The organism is Candidatus Omnitrophota bacterium, from assembly GCA_028707125.1.
GTDB lineage: Bacteria > Omnitrophota > Gorgyraeia > Gygaellales > JAQTUX01 > JAQTUX01.
The window spans coordinates 1,234,563-1,252,916 of sequence record JAQTUX010000001.1; the positions used below are offsets into that span (position 1 = coordinate 1,234,563).

18 protein-coding genes and 2 tRNA genes are annotated in these 18,354 nt (G+C 51.0%); all 20 read right to left on the reverse strand.

Annotation, left to right across the window (positions count from 1 at the left end; all coding sequences use genetic code 11):
* Nucleotides 1-6 precede the first annotated feature (6 nt).
* The 20 genes from rplL to PHR44_06290 all read right to left on the reverse strand — a co-directional run bounded on the left by rplL (nt 7) and on the right by PHR44_06290 (nt 18,345).
* Nucleotides 7-420: a 50S ribosomal protein L7/L12 gene (gene rplL, locus PHR44_06195; protein ID MDD4910254.1), complete on the reverse strand. Its 414-nt coding sequence runs from the start codon at nt 418-420 to the stop codon at nt 7-9.
* Nucleotides 421-432: 12 nt separating this feature from the next.
* The gene (gene rplJ, locus PHR44_06200) at nt 433-960 is read right to left on the reverse strand and encodes a 50S ribosomal protein L10 (protein ID MDD4910255.1); all 528 of its coding nucleotides are present in this window, start codon (nt 958-960) and stop codon (nt 433-435) included.
* Between the two features lie 39 nt (nt 961-999).
* Nucleotides 1,000-1,680 (reverse strand): 50S ribosomal protein L1, encoded by a 681-nt coding sequence (gene rplA / locus PHR44_06205; protein MDD4910256.1) that lies wholly within the window; start codon nt 1,678-1,680, stop codon nt 1,000-1,002.
* Between the two features lie 2 nt (nt 1,681-1,682).
* Nucleotides 1,683-2,108, reverse strand: coding sequence for a 50S ribosomal protein L11 (rplK, locus tag PHR44_06210; GenBank protein MDD4910257.1), 426 nt, complete (start codon nt 2,106-2,108; stop codon nt 1,683-1,685).
* On the reverse strand, nt 2,108-2,635 hold the full coding sequence (gene nusG / locus PHR44_06215) for a transcription termination/antitermination protein NusG (protein MDD4910258.1): 528 nt from the start codon (nt 2,633-2,635) through the stop codon (nt 2,108-2,110). Before nusG ends, rplK begins: the two co-directional genes overlap by 1 nt.
* On the reverse strand, nt 2,632-2,817 hold the full coding sequence (gene secE / locus PHR44_06220) for a preprotein translocase subunit SecE (GenBank protein ID MDD4910259.1): 186 nt from the start codon (nt 2,815-2,817) through the stop codon (nt 2,632-2,634). Before secE ends, nusG begins: the two co-directional genes overlap by 4 nt.
* Before the next feature lie 31 nt (nt 2,818-2,848).
* Nucleotides 2,849-2,922 (reverse strand) — tRNA-Trp (locus PHR44_06225).
* Between the two features lie 269 nt (nt 2,923-3,191).
* Nucleotides 3,192-3,341 (reverse strand): 50S ribosomal protein L33, encoded by a 150-nt coding sequence (gene rpmG / locus PHR44_06230; GenBank protein MDD4910260.1) that lies wholly within the window; start codon nt 3,339-3,341, stop codon nt 3,192-3,194.
* Between the two features lie 20 nt (nt 3,342-3,361).
* Nucleotides 3,362-3,434, reverse strand: a tRNA-Thr gene (locus PHR44_06235).
* A gap of 32 nt (nt 3,435-3,466) precedes the next feature.
* Nucleotides 3,467-4,237 carry a type III pantothenate kinase gene (locus PHR44_06240; protein MDD4910261.1) on the reverse strand — a complete coding sequence of 257 codons (771 nt, stop codon included), beginning with the start codon at nt 4,235-4,237 and terminating at the stop codon, nt 3,467-3,469.
* The gene (gene uvrB / locus PHR44_06245) at nt 4,206-6,194 is read right to left on the reverse strand and encodes an excinuclease ABC subunit UvrB (GenBank protein MDD4910262.1); all 1,989 of its coding nucleotides are present in this window, start codon (nt 6,192-6,194) and stop codon (nt 4,206-4,208) included. The genes PHR44_06240 and uvrB overlap by 32 nt, the downstream gene beginning before the upstream one ends.
* 13 nt (nt 6,195-6,207) lie before the next feature.
* Nucleotides 6,208-7,053, reverse strand: a complete 846-nt coding sequence (gene nadC / locus PHR44_06250) for a carboxylating nicotinate-nucleotide diphosphorylase (protein ID MDD4910263.1) — start codon at nt 7,051-7,053, stop codon at nt 6,208-6,210.
* On the reverse strand, nt 7,050-9,755 hold the full coding sequence (locus PHR44_06255; protein MDD4910264.1) for a valine--tRNA ligase: 2,706 nt from the start codon (nt 9,753-9,755) through the stop codon (nt 7,050-7,052). The genes nadC and PHR44_06255 overlap by 4 nt, the downstream gene beginning before the upstream one ends.
* On the reverse strand, nt 9,748-11,319 hold the full coding sequence (cimA, locus tag PHR44_06260) for a citramalate synthase (GenBank protein MDD4910265.1): 1,572 nt from the start codon (nt 11,317-11,319) through the stop codon (nt 9,748-9,750). Before cimA ends, PHR44_06255 begins: the two co-directional genes overlap by 8 nt.
* 15 nt (nt 11,320-11,334) lie before the next feature.
* Nucleotides 11,335-12,564 carry an aspartate kinase gene (locus PHR44_06265; GenBank protein ID MDD4910266.1) on the reverse strand — a complete coding sequence of 410 codons (1,230 nt, stop codon included), beginning with the start codon at nt 12,562-12,564 and terminating at the stop codon, nt 11,335-11,337.
* A complete protein-coding gene (locus PHR44_06270; protein ID MDD4910267.1) occupies nt 12,557-14,155 on the reverse strand; it encodes a carbon starvation protein A in 1,599 nt (532 codons plus the stop codon). The genes PHR44_06265 and PHR44_06270 overlap by 8 nt, the downstream gene beginning before the upstream one ends.
* Before the next feature lie 5 nt (nt 14,156-14,160).
* Nucleotides 14,161-15,360 carry a cofactor-independent phosphoglycerate mutase gene (locus PHR44_06275; GenBank protein MDD4910268.1) on the reverse strand — a complete coding sequence of 400 codons (1,200 nt, stop codon included), beginning with the start codon at nt 15,358-15,360 and terminating at the stop codon, nt 14,161-14,163.
* Entirely contained in the window at nt 15,357-15,986 is a 630-nt protein-coding gene (locus PHR44_06280; GenBank protein MDD4910269.1) for a phosphopantothenoylcysteine decarboxylase, read from the reverse strand. Before PHR44_06280 ends, PHR44_06275 begins: the two co-directional genes overlap by 4 nt.
* On the reverse strand, nt 15,983-17,053 hold the full coding sequence (gene thrC / locus PHR44_06285) for a threonine synthase (protein ID MDD4910270.1): 1,071 nt from the start codon (nt 17,051-17,053) through the stop codon (nt 15,983-15,985). Before thrC ends, PHR44_06280 begins: the two co-directional genes overlap by 4 nt.
* Entirely contained in the window at nt 17,050-18,345 is a 1,296-nt protein-coding gene (locus tag PHR44_06290) for a homoserine dehydrogenase (protein ID MDD4910271.1), read from the reverse strand. Before PHR44_06290 ends, thrC begins: the two co-directional genes overlap by 4 nt.
* Between the last annotated feature and the right edge of the window lie 9 nt (nt 18,346-18,354).

Here is an 18,354-nt window from a genome sequence, read left to right on the forward strand (position 1 = left end):
AACTGCTTACTTAAGTTCTACCGTTGCTCCTGCCGCGGTCAATTTCTTCTTTATCTCTTCCGCTTCCTGCTTAGGCACGCCGTCCTTAACCGGCTTCGGCGCTGAATCTACCAGGTCCTTTGCCTCTTTCAGGCCCAGGCTGGTGACCGCCCTGACTTCTTTGATAACGGCGATCTTATTGGCGCCCGCGGACGTGATCACGACCGTAAAGCTTGTCTTCTCCTCGGCGGCTTCCGCTCCGGCCGCGCCTGCCTGAGGCGCGGCGCCGGCAGCCATCATGGGCATTGCCGCGGACACGCCGAATTTCTCTTCAAGCGCCTTTACAAATTCCGAAAGTTCAAGGACAGACATCGTCTCAATGGACTTTATCAGGTCCCCTATCTTGCCTTCTACCTTAACCTCTGTTTTTCCTTCTGCCATCTTATTTTCCTCCTATTTTCCTTTATTTTCTTTTATGCGGTTCAAGGCAACTACCATTTTGGTCATCATCTGCTTCAACGCGCGCACAGAAGACGTGATCGGGCTCTTCAAGCCGGTAACGAGCATTACGTATAAAACTTCTCTCGGGGGCAGGCTTGCCAGCGCGCTTATATCTTTGCTCTCCAGCACCGCCTCCTCCATAACGCCTCCGTGGAGAAGCAGTTTATCGTTATCTTTGGAAAATTGTTTTAACACCTTTGAGACGCCTGTAGGGTCTGTCAGGCTGAAGACGAACCCGCACGGCCCCTGCACAAATTTAGTAAGCCCGGATAATTTCCTGTCTTTTAGCACTCTTGAAACCAGGGAATTCTTCGGGACAAAAAGCTCGGCCCCGGCCAGCCTTAATTTGTTCCTTAACGCGTTCAGGTCGTTGCTCTTGATGCCGGAGTAGCCGATAATGAACATACTGGAGGCCTTGCCCATCCTGTCCTTTAATTCCCTCTCGCTGGACTCTCTGTATAATGTCCCTATTTTTTTCATGCCTGATTTCTCATTCCCCACACGTAAGTGTGGGGTATACTATAGCGTAAGCCTTAATCCCGGGTTCATCGATGCCGATATAAAAGCGCTCTTTATAAACGTGCCCTTTACTGTAGCCGGCTTGGAAGAAACTATCGCGTCTATCACCTTGAAAGCGTTATCATATAGCTTATTCTCGTCAAAAGATATCTTACCCACGCTCAGATGTATACCGGACTGTTTATCCACCCGGTATTCCACCTTGCCTTTTTTCAACTCTGAAATGGCCTTAGTTACATCGTTGGTAACTGTGCCTGTCTTGGGGCTGGGCATAAGCCCGCGCGGCCCTAATATCTTGCCCAGCTTACTTAATTCTTTCATCATCTCCGGGGTGGCTATGGCGCAGTCAAATTCAACTTTTCCCGCGGCAACCTTTTCGATCAGGTCTTCCGCTCCCACGATATCCGCGCCCGCCTCTTTCGCCTGTTTCTCCGCCTCGCCCTTAGCGAAAACGGCGACCCGCACTTTCTTGCCTGTGCCGTGAGGCAGTATGACCGTGCCCCTGACCATCTGTTCCGGTTTCTTCGGGTCAACGTTAAGATAGAAACTCAGGTCTACCGAACCGTCGAACTTAAGCGGAGGCATTGACTTGATCAGGGCGACCGCCTCATTAAGCTTATAGCCCTTTTCTCTGTCAACGGCCTTTTCGGACTCTTTATATCTCTTGCTGCGTTTTTGCATTTCTAACCTTCTACGGATATGCCCATACTGCGCGCCGTGCCCATGATGATCTTCTTCGCCTCTTCAATATCCGAGGTATTCAGGTCCACGACCTTTTGTTTCGCTATCTCCTCCACCTGCTTCATCGTCACGGTGCCTATCTTCTCCTTGCCTGCCTGGCCCGACGCCTTGGCAAGATTCGCCGCTTTCTTAAGAAGTATGGAAGAGGGAGGGCTCTTTATTATAAAGGTAAATGATTTATCTTCGTAAACGCTTATGACCACCGGCAGGATAAGCCCCTCCCTGCCTTTGGTCTGTTCGTTAAATGTCTTGCAGAACTGCATTATGTTGACGCCGTGCTGGCCCAGCGCCGGCCCAACAGGCGGAGCGGGGTTAGCCGCTCCCGCGGGGACGTGTAATTTGATCTGTGTCTTTATCTTCTTTGCCATTATATCTTCTCTACCTGCCAGTATTCCAATTCAACAGGGGTTGCCCTGCCGAATATCATCACGTTGACCTTGAGCTTGCCCTTATCGGGGTGGACCTCGTCTATCGTTCCGTTGAAATTCACGAACGGCCCGTCTGTCACCCTGACCTGCTCGCCTTTCTCAAAAACGATCTTGGGGCTCGGTTTTACCTGCGTGTCCTGCGAGCGCTTCAGGATACCCTCTACCTCTGCCTCGGGCAGGGCCGAGGGTTTCTTGCCCAGGCCGATAAAGCCGGTGACTCCCGGGGTCGTCTTGAACAAAAAATACGTATCGTCGTTGAGTTCCATCTCAACAAGTATGTAACCGGGAAAAAATTTACGCTCTGATATCCTGCGCTTTCCGCTTCTTATCTCGGAGACCTTCTCAGTAGGTATAAGTATCTGGCTCACAAGTTCAGACATCCCCGCGCCGGCTATCCTGCCCTCCAGGCTCGCCTTGACCTTATCTTCCGTGCCCGTCTGCGTATGCACAACATACCATTTCTTCATCTGATCACCAGGCTTAAGAATTTGGAAAGGAGCAGATCTATTATTCCTATATAAAATGCCAGCATAAACGTGCTGGTTATGACTACGGCTGTGGCGCCCATTAATTCCCGCCTGCTTGACCAGGACACCTTTGACAGTTCCTGTTTTACTTCAATAATAAATTTCTTTGTTTTAGCTATCATCTATTCGGTTCAAACCCCTCGTATCGGCATACAGGCCAGGAGGGATTCGAACCCCCAACCAACGGTTTTGGAGACCGCCGCTCTGCCAATTAGAGCTACTGGCCTAAATGGAACACCCGCGGGCAAGCCAGTGCTACCTAGAATAGATCCTTGACATTGTAATGCAATGTCAAGGATCATCCCCCTGATTAATTGTAGACCTTGCCCATATAGTGACATCCCCCGAAGCAATTTCTTCTTGGTATTCTTCAATATATTCATAAGCAAGGTTGGTTGCGCAGGGGGATGACAGAAGATAAAAAAACTCCCCCTCTTCCTTATTTTCACAAACAAAAGGTTAAAAAAGTGGATTATTTTATTGTATTATAAAAATTCTATTTTATTTCTTTATGCGCCGTGTATCTCCGGCAAGACCTGCAGAACTTATTCAACTGCAATCTATCCGCGTGCAATTTCTTATTCTTGGTGGTTGTGTAGTTCTTCCGTCGGCAATCGCCGCATTCCAAGGTAATTATCTCGCGCATTTTATTTCCTTCAAAACTTAAGCCCCCGATCGGAATTGAACCGATGACCCCGTCCTTACCAAGGACGTGCTCTGCCGACTGAGCTACGAGGGCAGAGTTTACAACAGAGAAGCAATTATATGAAATTAAAGGGGTTTTGTCAAGGTTTTTTTGTGATTTTTGCAATAAATCAACCTGAGGCCCTTGAGGACTAGATCCTTATCTACGATATCTATAACTGAAGTATGTGGAGAAACCAGGCCTATTCCGCCTCCTGTGCCTATGACCCTGCAGGCAGAGCCTGATCTTTGCTTTATTTTCTTTATAAGAGTATCCGTCATTCCGGAAAGGCCGAAGATCACTCCGCTTAATATGCTTTCTTTCGTATCTCTGCCTATAAGCGCCTTCGGCTTTGACGGCTTGACCTCAGGCAGAAGCGCGGTCATCTTGTGCAGGGCGGAAAGCGATATCTCTATGCCCGGCGCGATCGCGCCTCCCAGGTATGAGCCGCTTTTAGATACGGCATCAATAGTAACTGCCGTGCCGAAGTCAACGATGATAACCGGCGCGCCGTAGATCTCTGACGCCGCGTAAGCCCCTACGAGGCGGTCCTGGCCGACCTGCGCCGGGTTTTTGTATAAGTTCTTAATAGGCACGCGTATATCCCTGCCTGCGATAAAGATCCTCGCGCCGGGAAATAAACGCCTCAACGCCCGGCTGACAATTATGGTAGTCGCGGGCACTACGCTACAAATAACTATGGCCTCCGGAACAACGCTTCTAAACCCCCGCTTTATGGCGCGGGAATACGACGCGCCGCTGCCGGAAGCGGCAAAGCGCATCCGCCTCTTCAGCTTACCACCGGCAAATATACCTATATTAATATTAGTGTTGCCTATGTCTATCGTCAGTAGCAATTTTTAACTCCTTAATTTTATCGCGAAGCTGCGCCGCTTTCTCAAACTGCAGATTACGCGCGGCAAGCTCCATCTGGTACTGCAGCTCAGAAATGTATTCATAAAGGTCGTTCTGCTCCTCGGCCAATCCCGCTGAATCCAGCACCACTGACTCTGCCTTGCACAGATCCTCTATGCCGTCTTTTACCGCCTTCTTTACGGATGCCGGGGTTATCTTGTTGCTTTTATTGTATCGTATCTGCTTCTCTCTCCTGCGGTTGCTTTCATCTATCGCCTTGCGCATTGATTTTGTAACGCTGTCGGCGTACATTATCACCGTGCCGTTCAGGTTCCTGGCTGCCCTGCCTGATGTCTGTATCAGAGAAGTGGCTGACCTTAGGAACCCCTCCTTATCCGCGTCAAGTATCGCCACAAGCGATACCTCGGGCAGGTCCAGCCCCTCCCTTAAAAGATTTATGCCTACCAGGCAGTCAAATTTTTTCAGGCGCAGGTCCCTAAGTATCCTGCTGCGCTCTATGGTCTCTATTTCCGAATGAAGGTGCCTGACATTGATGCCTTTCTCCTGAAGGTACGATGCCAGGTCTTCGGCCATCCGCTTGGTCAAGGTAGTGACCAGCGTCCTTTCTTTACGCTCCGCGCGCGAGCGTATCTCCTTAATAAGGTCTTCTATCTGGCCTTCCGTAGGCCTTATTATTATCTGAGGATCGGGCAGGCCGGTCGGCCTGATTATCTGTTCTACCACGCGCGAGCCGCTTTTATTCAGTTCCTTCTCTGCCGGCGTAGCCGAAACAAATACTGTCTTTCCGGTTATGGCCTCAAACTCATCGTATTTCAAGGGCCGGTTATCCAGGCAGGAAGGCAGGCGGAAGCCGTATTCAACCAGCGTATCTTTGCGCGCCTTATCGCCTTCATACATCCCCGCTATCTGCGGGAGCGTTACGTGCGACTCATCAATGACGGTAATAAATCCCCGCGGAAAGTAATCTATGAGGCAATACGGCCTTGAGCCGGCAGGCCTGCCGCTCAGGTGCCGGGAATAATTTTCTATGCCGTGGCAATAGCCGATCTCCTTAAGCATCTCAAGGTCATACCTGGTGCGCGACTCCAGGCGCTGCGCCTCAAGCAGCTTGCCGCGGGACCTTAACTCCTCAAGCCGAAGGCGCAATTCTTCAAGTATGCCCTTCTCTGCCGCGGCAACGCTGTCCTCGCCTACTATAAAATGCTTGGCAGGGTAAACGGCGATGCTTGAAAGCCGGCTTATCGGCTTCGCGCTGACCGGCTCAAATTCCGTTATCCTGGCGGCAACATCCCCTTCAAACTCTATCCTTACCGCCTTATCCTTATATGCCGGGAACACCTCCACTACGTCTCCGCGCACCCTTATCCTGCCCCTGATAAATTCATAATCATTGCGTTCATATTGTATATCTATAAAACGAAGTATGAGCTCATCGCGGTTTATGCTCTGGCCTTCATCCACCACTACCAGGCTCTCCTTATAATCCCGCGGAGAGCCCAGATTATATATGCACGACACCGAGGCGACTATGATCACGTCCTGCCTTGACATAAGCGAACAGGTCGCGGAAAGCCGCAGCCGGTCCAGCCGGTCGTTTATTGAAGAATCCTTCTCTATATAGGTATCCGTGGCAGGCACGTATGCCTCCGGTTGATAATAATCGTAATAACTGACGAAATACTCTACGGCATTATCCGGGAACAGCTCCTTAAACTCGCTGTATAACTGCGCTGCCAGCGTCTTGTTATGCGATATCACCAGCGCCGGCTTGTTTATATTGTTTATTACCTGCGCTAAAGTAAAGGTCTTGCCGGAACCGGTTACGCCCAGGAGCGTGTGAAACCGCTCTTCGCCCCGCAATGCCAGCGTAAGCTCCTTTATGGCCTTTGGCTGGTCGCCGCGCGGCTTTAGCTTTGTCTTTATCTTGAAGGTATTCACCGAATTGTTACGATTAAATAATGTCCAGGGAAACGTCAAGGTGCTCTACGCCGCAGGTAAGTTTGCTGCTGGATATAAAATCCACGCCTAAGGACGCGGCCTTCCTGACCTTGCCTAAGCCGATGCCGCCTGACACCTCAAGCAGCACCCTTTTATTCTTTGCCAGGGCGACCGCCTTCTTGAGTTCGCTGAATCCCATATTATCCAGCATTATAATATCGCAGCCGGAATCAAGCGCGGCCCTGAATTCAGGTAAACTCTGCGCCTCAACCTCTATCTTCATCCCGGGCGGGACTCTCTTCCTGATCCTCCCGACCAGATCCCTCAAACCGCGCTTATCGCCTAATGCCCTGATATGATTCTCTTTAAGCAGGACCATATCCGACAGATTGAACCTGTGGTTCCTGCCGCCGCCGGTACGCACGGCATACTTCTCCAGCACCCTCAAGTTAGGAGAGGTCTTTCTCGTATCAAGTATCCTGGTCTTAAACGGCCTGGCCTGGCGCACGAACCGGCCGGCTTGCGAGGCAATGCCTGAAAGACGGGAGATGAAATTCAGGGCGACCCGTTCCGCGGACAATATATTCCGCGCCCTGCCTGATATCTCCGCGATGATATCGCCCTTTTTCACAGGCATACCGTCCTTGCGCCTCTTTTTAAACACTACAGCCCTGTCCAGCATACGAAAGGCCAGCCCTGCCAGGTCAAGGCCGCACACTATGCCTGCCTGATTGGCCTTGATCACCGCCCTTACCTTTATATTATAGGGTATGCTAAGGCGGGAGGTAACATCTGACCGCGCGCCATCCTCTTTAAGCGCCTGCCTGACTATCCCGGCAACCGCCCTTGAAATCTTCATATAGACAATTCCTTTAAGATCTTGCTGATCTTCTTCCGCGTATCAAGCAGATCCTCAAGACGGGCCTTTTCTTTCTCAATGACCTCTTTCGGCGCCTTCTTGAGGAATTCCTTATTCTTGAGGCGGCCCTGCTTATTTTTTATCTCTGCCTCAACCGAGGAAAGCCGCGAGGAGAGCCGCTGGCGTTCCTTAGCCGCGTCTATTGAGCCCGCCAACAGGACATAAATACGCGCCTTGCCGACTATGTCGCTGATCGCCGCCCCTGCCGGCTTAAAGCTGTCTTTGATCTCAAATGACTGCAATCTCGCCAGCCCGGATATATATTTAGCCGAATCACTCAAAAGAGACCTTATACCCCTGTCTTCCGACACTGCCACGGCAGAAAGCCGCTGCTCAGCATCTATATTCATCTCCGACCTTATATTCCTTATAGAAGTTATTAATGAAAATAACAGTTTAAAGTCCGCCTCAATGCCGTGATCGATAAGGTCTTTCTGTATATGGGGCATACTCTGAGCAATTATCGGCCCTGCTTTCTGGTGCAGGATATGCCATATCTCTTCAGTTATGAAAGGCATAAATGGATGCATCATACGCAGCGACTTCTCCAGCACCTTATACATCACGATCTGCGTGTTTCTTTCGCTTATAGTCAGCTTGGCCATCTCCAGATACCAGTCGCAGAACTCATGCCAGAAGAATTCGTAAATGATATTGGCTGCTTCATTGAACCTGTATGAATCCAGCGCCTTATGACATGACTTGAGATTAGAATACAGCCGGCTCAAGATCCATTTTTCCGGCGGGTGTAATGCCTCCTTCTTGTAAACCTGGCATAGATCCGTATCTACCACGCTCTTGTCTATATTCATCATCACAAAGCGCGAGGCGTTCCATATCTTATTGGCAAAGTTCCTTCCGGACTCAAATTTGTCTTTTGATAAAAATACGTCCTGGCCCATAGAGGTGAGTGAGATCAGGCTGAACCTGAGCGCGTCCGCGCCGAAAGCGTCTATGATCTCCAGAGGGTCTATTATGTTGCCCAGCGATTTTGACATCTTCTTGCCGGTTGAGTCCCGGACTGTCCCGTGTATGTAGACGTCACTGAAGGGCTTCTCTCCCATAAATTCATATCCGGACATGATCATACGCGCCACCCAGAAGAAGATTATCTCCGATGCCGTAACCAGGACAGATGTGGGATAAAAATACTTTAAGTCCTCTTCGTTGTCAAAAGTGGCAAACGGCCAGAGCCAGGAAGAAAACCAGGTATCAAGAACATCTTCATCCTGATAAATATCCGCTCCACCGCAGACAGGGCATTTATCAGGTTTAATCTTAGAAACAATTATGCCGTCATTTTGTTTGGGATTTTTAGTTTTGGATTTTGGATTTGTTTCGGATTTCGGATTTCGGATTTCGGATTTCCGCATCCCCTGACAGTTTTTACAATAATATACGGGGATGCGGTGCCCCCACCAGATCTGGCGCGATATGCACCAGTCACGGATATTCTCCATCCAATTAAGGTAGACCTTAGTCCATCTTTTGGGGTAGAATTTGATCTCGCCTTTTTTAACGGCCGCGATCGCCGGTTTTGCCAGCGGCTTCATCTTCACAAACCACTGCCGCGATAAATAGGGCTCAACTATGGTGTGGCAGCGGTAACAATGGCCTACGGCGTGCTTATGCGGCTCTATCTTTTCCAGGAGTTTGCGCTCCCGCAGATCCTCTATGATCGCCTCCCTCGCCTCAAACCTGTCCATATCGCGGTATTCGCCTGCCGCTTCGTTCATCTTTCCGTCGGGACGCATAACATTTATAAACTCAAGTTTATGCCGCGCGCCGATCTCATAGTCATTAGGGTCGTGGGCAGGCGTCACCTTGACCGCGCCTGTGCCGAATTTGATATCCACCGCCTTGTCCGCGATCACCTTTATTTCCCTCTCCACAAGCGGCAAGATCAGGCCCTTACCTATATATTGCTTGTATCTTTTATCTTTGGGATTTACTGCTACAGCCGTATCCCCCAGCATTGTCTCGGGCCGCGTTGTGGCCACAACCACAAACTCTTTGGAATCATTAAGCGGGTATTTTATGTAATACAGCAGCCCGTCCATATCATGGTGAGGCGCCTCCTCGTCGGAAAGGGCGGTTGAACAGCGGGGGCACCAGTTGATTATATATTGCCCCCTGTATATGAGCCCCTTTTCGTAAAGCGAGATGAACGCCTTGGTAACGGCGCCGCTGTATGCCTCATCCATCGTAAAGCGCGTGCGCTCCCAGTCACAGGAACAGCCCAGCCGCTTTAACTGACGTATTATTGTCGAGCCGTATTCTTCGCGCCACCTCCATACCTCTTCCAGGAATTTATCCCTGCCTAATTCCTGGCGCCGCCTTCCTTCTTTCGCGATCTTCTTCTCCACGACATTCTGCGTGGCAATGCCCGCGTGGTCTGTCCCGGGCATCCAAAGCGACTCCTCGCCGCGCATTCTGTGATACCTGATCAGGATATCCTGGATCGTATTATTGAGGGCGTGGCCCATATGCAGGATGCCGGTAACGTTGGGAGGTGGTATGACTATGCTGAAGGGCTTCTTATCGGGATCGCGCCTTGCCGCGAAACATCCCTTCTCTTCCCAAAACCTGTACCACTTTTCTTCTACGTCTTTGGGGTCGTAACGGGTGGGAATTTCATTCATTAACTTTATCCTTCAATAATTTATACTCTACGCTATCTACCAGGGCCTGCCATGACGCCTCAATAATGTTTTCGGAGACGCCGATGGTGCTCCAGGAATCTTCTTCATCCTGCGATTGTATGAGCACGCGCACCTTGGCAGCCGTCCCGACCTTCTCGTCCAGAACGCGCACCTTAAAATCTGAAAGGCGCATCTTTGAAAGCGCCGGATAAAAATCCTTAAGCGCCTTGCGCAGGGCGTTGTCAAGGGCGTTAACAGGGCCGTCGCCTTCCGCGGCGGTATGCTCCTTCGCTCCGTTCACATTTAATTTGATTATCGCTTCTGAAGTGATCTTTTTATCCGATTTTTTTTCTACCACAACGCGGAAACCTTCCAGCGTGAAAAATTCCTTATATTTCTTCAGCGCCTTTTTCATCAGCAGCTCAAAGGAGGCCTCGGCCGCCTCAAAGTGATAGCCCTTATTCTCCAGCTCCTGCACCAGCTTCAGTATCTTTTTGGTCTGCGGGTCTTCCTTGCTTAGATCCAGCTCCAGTCCTTTGGCGCGCAATAAAATGCCGGTCCTGCCTCCCAGCTCAGACACCAGGATCCTGCGATGGTTGCCTACCAACGACGGATCTATATGTTCATAACTCTTAGGGTTCTTCATCACGGCGTTTATATGCATGCCTCCTTTATGCGCGAAGGCGGATGAGCCGACAAATGGCTGGTCGTTTTTCTGGCGCATATTGCTGATCTCGCTGACAAAATGCGAGACCTTTGCCAGATCTTTCAGTTTCTCATCGCTGATACAATCAATGCCCAGCTTGATCTTCAGATTGGCGATGATCGGGACCAGATCCGCGTTGCCGCAGCGCTCCCCGATCCCGTTGATAGTCCCCTGAACCATATCCGCCCCCGCTTCCACGGCAGCGATGGAGTTGGCGATCGCCAGGCCGCAGTCATTGTGACAGTGGATCCCAAGCAGCGGTTTGATCCTGGGCCGCAATTCCTTGATCACCCGCGAAACTTCCGAAGTGATCGTCCCGCCGTTAGTATCGCATAACACGATCGCCTTTGCCCCTGCCTCGCAGGCAGTAAGCAGGCACTTCAAACTGTAATCCTTGTTGGAACGGCAGGCGTCAAAAAAGTGCTCCGCGTCGTAAAATACAGCCATCCCCTTTGACGACAGGAAACCCACCGTATCCCTTATGATCTCCAGGTTTTCCTCAAGGGTGATCTTCAATACATCTCCGATGTGCAGGTCCCAGGTCTTCCCGACGATAGCAACGTGTTTTACGCCGGAATCTACCAGAGACAGGATATTGGGGTCGTTTTGCGCCTTCGCGCCGGGCCTGCGGGTCATGCTGAAAGCGGTCAGGCGCGCTTTTTGCAGGGGCTCCTTTGACATTTTCAAAAAGAATTCCATATCCTTGGGGTTGGAACCGGGCCAGCCCCCTTCCACATAATGCGCGCCCAGCATATCCAGTTCGCGCGCGATCCTTATCTTGTCCGTCACCGAAAAGGAGATACCCTCTCCCTGCGCCCCGTCCCTTAATGTCGTATCGTAAATTTCAATCGCTTTCATATTATCACCTCAATACTACTTCTTATCCAGCCCGAAAGCAGAATGCAGCGCCTTTACCGCCTTGCGGCCGTACCTGCCGTTTATTATACAGGAGATACTGATCTCCGATGTGGTTATCATTTCAATATTTATCTTATTCTCCGCCAGCGTCTCAAACATCTTTGCCGCCACACCGCGATGGCTCTTCATGCCCACGCCTACTATGGACACCCTGGCGATCCGCGCGTCCTTCATCACGTCTCCGGCCCCTATCGAACCGGCGACCTTCTTCGTCAGCCGTATGCCCTTGTTCAGATCCACCTTCGGCACGGTAAAGGATATATCGGTCTGCCTGGTATGGCTTACGTTCTGGACTATCGTATCTATGTTGACGCCGCCGTTGGACAGCTCCTTGAATATCTGCGCGGCGACCCCCGGCCTGTCAGGCACGTTACAAATAGTGATCTTCGCCTCGCCCTTGTTTAATGTTATGCCGTTCACCACAACATCTTCCATTGACCTTACCTCCCTTAAAATAAATGTGCCTTTTTTTCTGTTGAATGACGACCTGACGTGTATTATCACGTTGAACTTCTTCGCCACCTCAATAGAGCGCGCCTGCATGACCTGCGCCCCCAAAGAGGCCATCTCCAGCATCTCGTCATAAGTTATCCTTTTGATCTTCCTGGCCCTGCGCTCTATATTCGGGTCTGTCGTGAACACGCCTTCCACATCGGTGTAGATCTCGCAGATAGCGGCGCCCAGCACCTTAGCCAGCGCCACCGCCGTAAGGTCGGAGCCGCCCCTGCCTAACGTAGTTATATCCTGATAAGGGGTCACCCCCTGGAATCCGGCGACTATTACGATCTTGCCCTGCTTTAGATGTTTTCTGATCTTGTGCGTGGCGATATTCACTATGCGCGCCTTTGTGTGGGTCGTATCCGTTATTATGCCGACCTGCGAACCGGTAAACGATATCGCCTCATAGCCCAATTTATGTATGGCCATTGCCAGAAGGGCTGAAGATATCTGCTCTCCCGTGGACAAAAGCATATCCATTTCCCTCTCTGAAGGGCCTTTATCTATTTCATGCGCCAACCCTATCAGCTCATCGGTCGTATCCCCAAGGGCGGAGACCACTACCACCACATCCATGCCCTTACTCTTATAATCGCAGGCCCTCTTTGCCACATTTTTTATCTTCTCAACCGTAGCAACGGAACTGCCCCCGAACTTCTGCACAATTATACGTTTCTTTCTAAGCATGCTGGACACGCCTCCGTTTCTTGATTAAATCCAAAAAGTCCTTAACTACGAAACCCGAAAGGCACAATAACACGACCGATATGATAAAAAGCGGGATCTCACGGCCCTTCGCGTTATTTACCGCCTGCAGTATAATCGCGAACTGCGTGGTCAACAATACAAAGACGGAGGGTATAAAAGTGACCATGAAGCCTTTCTTTCTCGCTATCAGCCATCCGCTTATGACCAAAAGCGCGAGCGCCGCCACCAACTGGTTTGCCGCGCCGAACGCGGGCCAAAGCATCATCCATTTTCCGCTCAAGGCAAGAATGAAGCCGGCCGCCGCTATGACGGCGGTAGATAAGAATCTATTCTTTAATCCGAATAATTCCTCAAACAGATACCTGGCTATGCGCGTGGCAGTATCAAGGGTGGTAAGGATAAAGGCGTTCAATACAGCCAGGCCGAAAAAACTGCCGTATTTTCCCAATATGGGAGCGGTGACCACACCGAAACCCCTGCCGAAAATGCCTATGGGCCCTAATTGTTTAAGGGCGGAACCTGAATCGCCGCGCATACAGGAAGAGGCGACCACGATCACCGCCATTATGGCAAGTATGCCCTCTACGACCATGCCGCCGTAACTTATCCTTTTTGCCAGCGATTCGTTCGGCAGCTGTTTTGACGTGGTGCCGCTTGATATCAGGGAATGAAAGCCTGATACCGCCCCGCAGGCAACCGTGACAAAAAGCGCGGGCCAGAGCATTCCGTAGCCGCTGGACCATGTATTGTAAAGCGGTATGTTCATATTGGGCCTGGTAATAAATATGCCGGCGTATCCGAAGATAAGGCCCGCGAGAAGAAGGAAACCGCTAAGATAATCCCGCGGCTGAAGCAGTATGTGTACAGGCAAAATAGAAGCGAAGAACACATATATAAAAAGCGCTGTCAGCCATATGACGACAGCGTTGTTTTGTATGGTCACCGGGAAATTATAACCGGTATAGATCAAGACGCAAAGGGCGGCCAGGCCCAGGATAGTCGCCAAAACAAAGTTGGCCCTTAATCTATAGATCGCGAAACCCAGCGCCATAGCCAGCGGTATCAAACCCAAAGACGGTATAACGATACCGGGCTCGTCTATAAATGTCTTAGCGCTCAAATAGGCAAATACCGACACGACCAGTATCAATGCCAGCAGCACAAACCAGGAGAACATGATCCTGGCGCGCGGCGATATCGCCTTGCTGGCAACATCCGCTATAGAGCTGCCCCCTTCCCTGACCGAAACCAGGAGCGACCCGAAATCATGTATACCGCCGACAAAAACCGTCCCCACTATGATCCAGATGGCAGCGGGCAGCCATCCCCATACAAGCGTGGCAATAACCGGGCCGACTATCGGGCCGGCGCCGGCAATGGAAGAAAAGTGATGGCCGAACAAGACAAACCAGTTCTTCGCGGGGACATAATCTATGCCGTCGTATTTGGCAACCGATGGAGGCGCGTGTTTATGGTCCACGCCGATCCTGTCCTCAAAACGCTTCGCGTAGAACCTGTAGCCCCACGAGAAAACCGCCAGCGCGACTACGACCAGGGCGACCGAATCCATTGACGCTAAACCCCCTTCAAAAAAAACGGCAGTAATTCGTGACCGTTCTCAAAAATAAGAGCGCTGTTCTCTGCCGACTTCTCGGAAAACCCCAGGGCGCCTTCGCCTATGATATCCTTGCCGAAGATAACGAAACATACAGGGTCATTCGTGTGCGTCCTGAGGGAGATCGGAGTGGCATGGTCGGGTAAAACAAGTATGCGCATATCCTTCTGCTTTTCAAACATTTCAAGAAGGGCGCCCACTATGGACTTGTCAAACCTCTCAATGGCAAGCATCTTCTCCCTCAAGTCCGCGTTATGGCCCGCCTCATCGGGGGCCTCAACGTGCAAAAATACAAGGTCGCTCTTTTGCAAAGAAGAACAGGCCGCCCTCGCTTTACCTTCGTAATTCGTGTCATAATAGCCGGTCGCGCCCTCAACATTTATAACGGACAACCCCAGTATCCTCCCCAGCCCCTTTATAAGGTCTACCGCCGATATTATGGAGCCGCTTATGCCAAACCTCTCCTTGAACGAAGGCATGGCGGGCTTCTTGCCCTGTCCCCAAAGCCAGATCATATTGGCGGGGTTCTCTTTCAGGTCTATCCTTACGCTGTTTATCTCGTGTTCTGAAAGGACGCGGCGCGAGTCGTTCATCAACTTTATCAAAAAATCGGCGCCGCTGCCTTTAGGGAAATTCCTGGATATCTTCTTGCCCATTATATCGTGCGGGGCAACTGCCGAAACCTCAGACATGCCCTCGGCAGCGCTGCCGCTTACCACCATAAGATGCCTGTAGCTGACGCCGGGATAAAATCGCACCTCCGAGGAACCGAGCGCCTTATCTATGGCCTTTATCAATATAGCCGCTTCCTTGGAACCTATGTGCCCGGCGCTGTAATCAACGAGCGCGTCGTCTCCGGCAGTAATAAGATTGCACCTGAAGGCGACCTCTCCTTCTTTAAGCTTCACTCCGAGGTTAGCTGCTTCAAGCGGCCCCCTGCCCGTATAATACACCTTGGGGTCATAACCGAGTATGGAGATATTGGCTACATCTGAAGCCGGAGACATATCTTTGGGGATAGTGCTGACGCGGCCTATCCTGCCGTGTTTGGCGAGAAAATCCATATTGGGCGTCCTGGCGACTTCCAGAGGCGTCCTGTTATCCAGCTCCTTAAGAGGATAATCCGCCATACCATCCGCGACCAATACCGCGTATTTCATTCGCGCACCTGCTCTATCGCTCTAAATAAGATCTTCGCCACTCCCTCTCTCCTATTGACTGTATATATCTTCTCGCCGCTTATAATAAACGCGGTGTACCTGAGCCCCCGGAACATATTTGCCACAACCATATCCGCGGAACATCTTTCCATCGCCGCCCTTGCCCGCTTTACAAGTTCCCGGCTGCTGACTCCCGCCTCGAGTTTGAATATCACCAAAAGCGCGCCTTTCGCCTTCTTCCTTATAATATCCGACAGTTTTTCCGCCGGTTCCAATTTAAGCGCCATCCTCCTGCCGGAAGGTATCTTACCCTTTATGGCGCCGGCGACCTTAAAATCAGAAACAGCGGCAAGATGTATTATTATATCAAATCTTTTGACGCTTAATTGCCTGTTAAGTATTTTCTTTAATTCGTCAAAAAAACGGAAACGCAGCAGCTTTATGCCGTTCCTGGTCTTGATATCGCCTACAGGGCCAAGCATTAAGGTAACTGAAGCGCCTCTCCTGTCTGCCTCTTCGGCCAATGATATTCCGGTACGGCCGCTGGAAACATTACTGATGACGCGTATGCTGTCAATCGGCACCCATGTGGGGCCCGCTGTAATCAATATCCTCTTATTTTTCAAATCTCTTTTAACACCGCTGATACTGTCGCCTTCACGACCTTCGGTTTCTTTATTGTCTTGATCGCCCGGTCAGGGTCCTTTAAGCCGTGCCCGGTAAGGATGCAGACGAGCCTGGTCTTCCCGCCTTTATTACGCCTGTCCGCCTTAAAGTAGCCCTTATCAATAAGCTTGATCAGGCCCGCGATCGACGCGGCTGATGCCGGCTCCGCGAAAACGCCTTCCGAAGAAGCCAGCATCTTATAAGCGGAGATGATCTCGTCATCAGACACCATATCTATCAATCCGCCTGATTCATCCCTGGCATTGACCGCGCCCTGCCAGCTGGCGGGATTGCCTATGCGGATAGCGGTGGCAATGGTCTCGGGTTTATCGATCTTTTTATTCCTGACTATCGGAGCCGCGCCCTCCGCCTGAAAACCCAGCATCTTCGGCAAAGAGCTGATAACTCCCTTTTCCTTATATTCTTTATAGCCCTTCCAATACGCCGTAATATTGCCGGCGTTGCCGACAGGCATAACCTGATAATCAGGCGCCCCCTGCAGGCTGTCGCAGATCTCAAAGGCGGCGGTCTTCTGCCCTTCTATTCTATAAGGATTAAGCGAGTTTACCAGAGTAAAGCTCCGGCTGGAACTTATTTCCCTGACGATGTTCAATGCGTCGTCAAAATTGCCGCTGACCGCGATCACCCTGGCATTATGGATCAACGCCTGCGCGAGTTTGCCCAAAGCAATAGCGCCTTTCGGCAGGACCACAACGCACCGCATATTGGCCCTGGCAGCGTATGCCGCGGCAGAGGCAGAGGTGTTGCCGGTTGAGGCGCAGATGACCGCTTTAGCCGACGCCTCTTTTGCCTTTGACACGGCGACGGTCATGCCCCTGTCCTTAAATGAGCCGGTGGGATTAAGGCCTTCAAATTTAAGATACACCTCAAAGCCATCGCCGGCCATGTTGCTCAAAACAGGCGAGAAGATCAAGGGCGTATTGCCTTCGTTCAGAGTCACGCAGGGGGTTGAATCATTTACTGGAAGATACTTCCTATACCTGTCTATCACGCCTTTGTAGATCATAACTCTTCTATCCTTATCGCCACAAGGCCGCCTCTTGCCTGAGGCAGTTTGTTTATCTTCTCGGAAGCCATCCTCATATCCTTCTCTCTGGCCTCATGAGTGATCATCACAATAGGCACAAATTCAGCGCGCCTTCTTTCCTTCTGGCTGACCGAGGCGATGCTTATATTGTGCCTGCCTAAAACTCCTGATATGGTAGCCAGCACCCCCGGCTTATCCAGGACCATTACGCGGATATAATAGCGGGATTCTATCTCATCTATCTTTTTGATGGAAACGATCCCCCTGTCGGGGATCACATTAATACTGGAGCGGAACATCCCCGCCTTTATATCCTTGCTCAGATCCACCAGGTCGCTTACCACCGCGGACGCCGCCGAAAGCTGCCCGGCGCCCGGGCCATGAAAAAGCAGATTGCCCACGAGATCGCAGGACAGGTATATGGCATTATCCACGCCGCTTATTGAAGCAAGCGGATGCTCCCTGGGGATAAGAGTAGGATGCACCCTCACCTCAAGCTGGCTGCCCTGTTTTTTCGCGATCGCCAGCAGCTTGATCTCAAGGTCCATATCTTTGGCGTATTCTATATCGGCGCTGGAGATCTTTGAGATACCTTCAATGAATACCTCTCCCAAAGAGATAAACCTGCCGAACGCCAGATACGCCAGAAGCACAAGCTTGTGCGCCGAATCAACGCCGTTTATGTCCAGGGACGGGTCCTTTTCCGCGTACCCTTTTTTCTTCGCCTCTTTTAACGCCTCGGCAAAGCTTATGCGCTCCTGGCTCATACGGGAAAGTATGTAATTTGATGTGCCGTTGACTATGCCGTAAACGCTGTTAAACCTGTTCGCCACCAATCCTTCTCTGATGGACTTGATCACAGGCACGCCGGCGCACACCGACGCTTCAAAATAGATGCTCTTATCCTTTGCCTTTGCCAGAGCGAATAATTCCGCGCCGCAGTCGGATAATAACGCCTTATTCGCGGTAACTACGTATTTACCGCTCTTAAGGGAATCCCTGATAAGGTCTTTCGCGGGGTTAATGCCGCCGATAAGCTCAACGACTATATCTATCTGAGGGTCGGAAATGATGTCTTCGGCCCTGCGGGTAATCATTTCCCGGGGCAGATTCAAAGAGTTGAACGCGCCTGCCTCTTTATCGCAGGCCCTCTTCAGGAATATCTCTACCCCGAGCTTCTCCCTGAGCATCGCCTTCCTCTCTTTAAGGATCCTTATGACCCCTTTACCCACGGTGCCGGCTCCTATGAGCCCTACATTTATACGCTTCATGTGTTATCC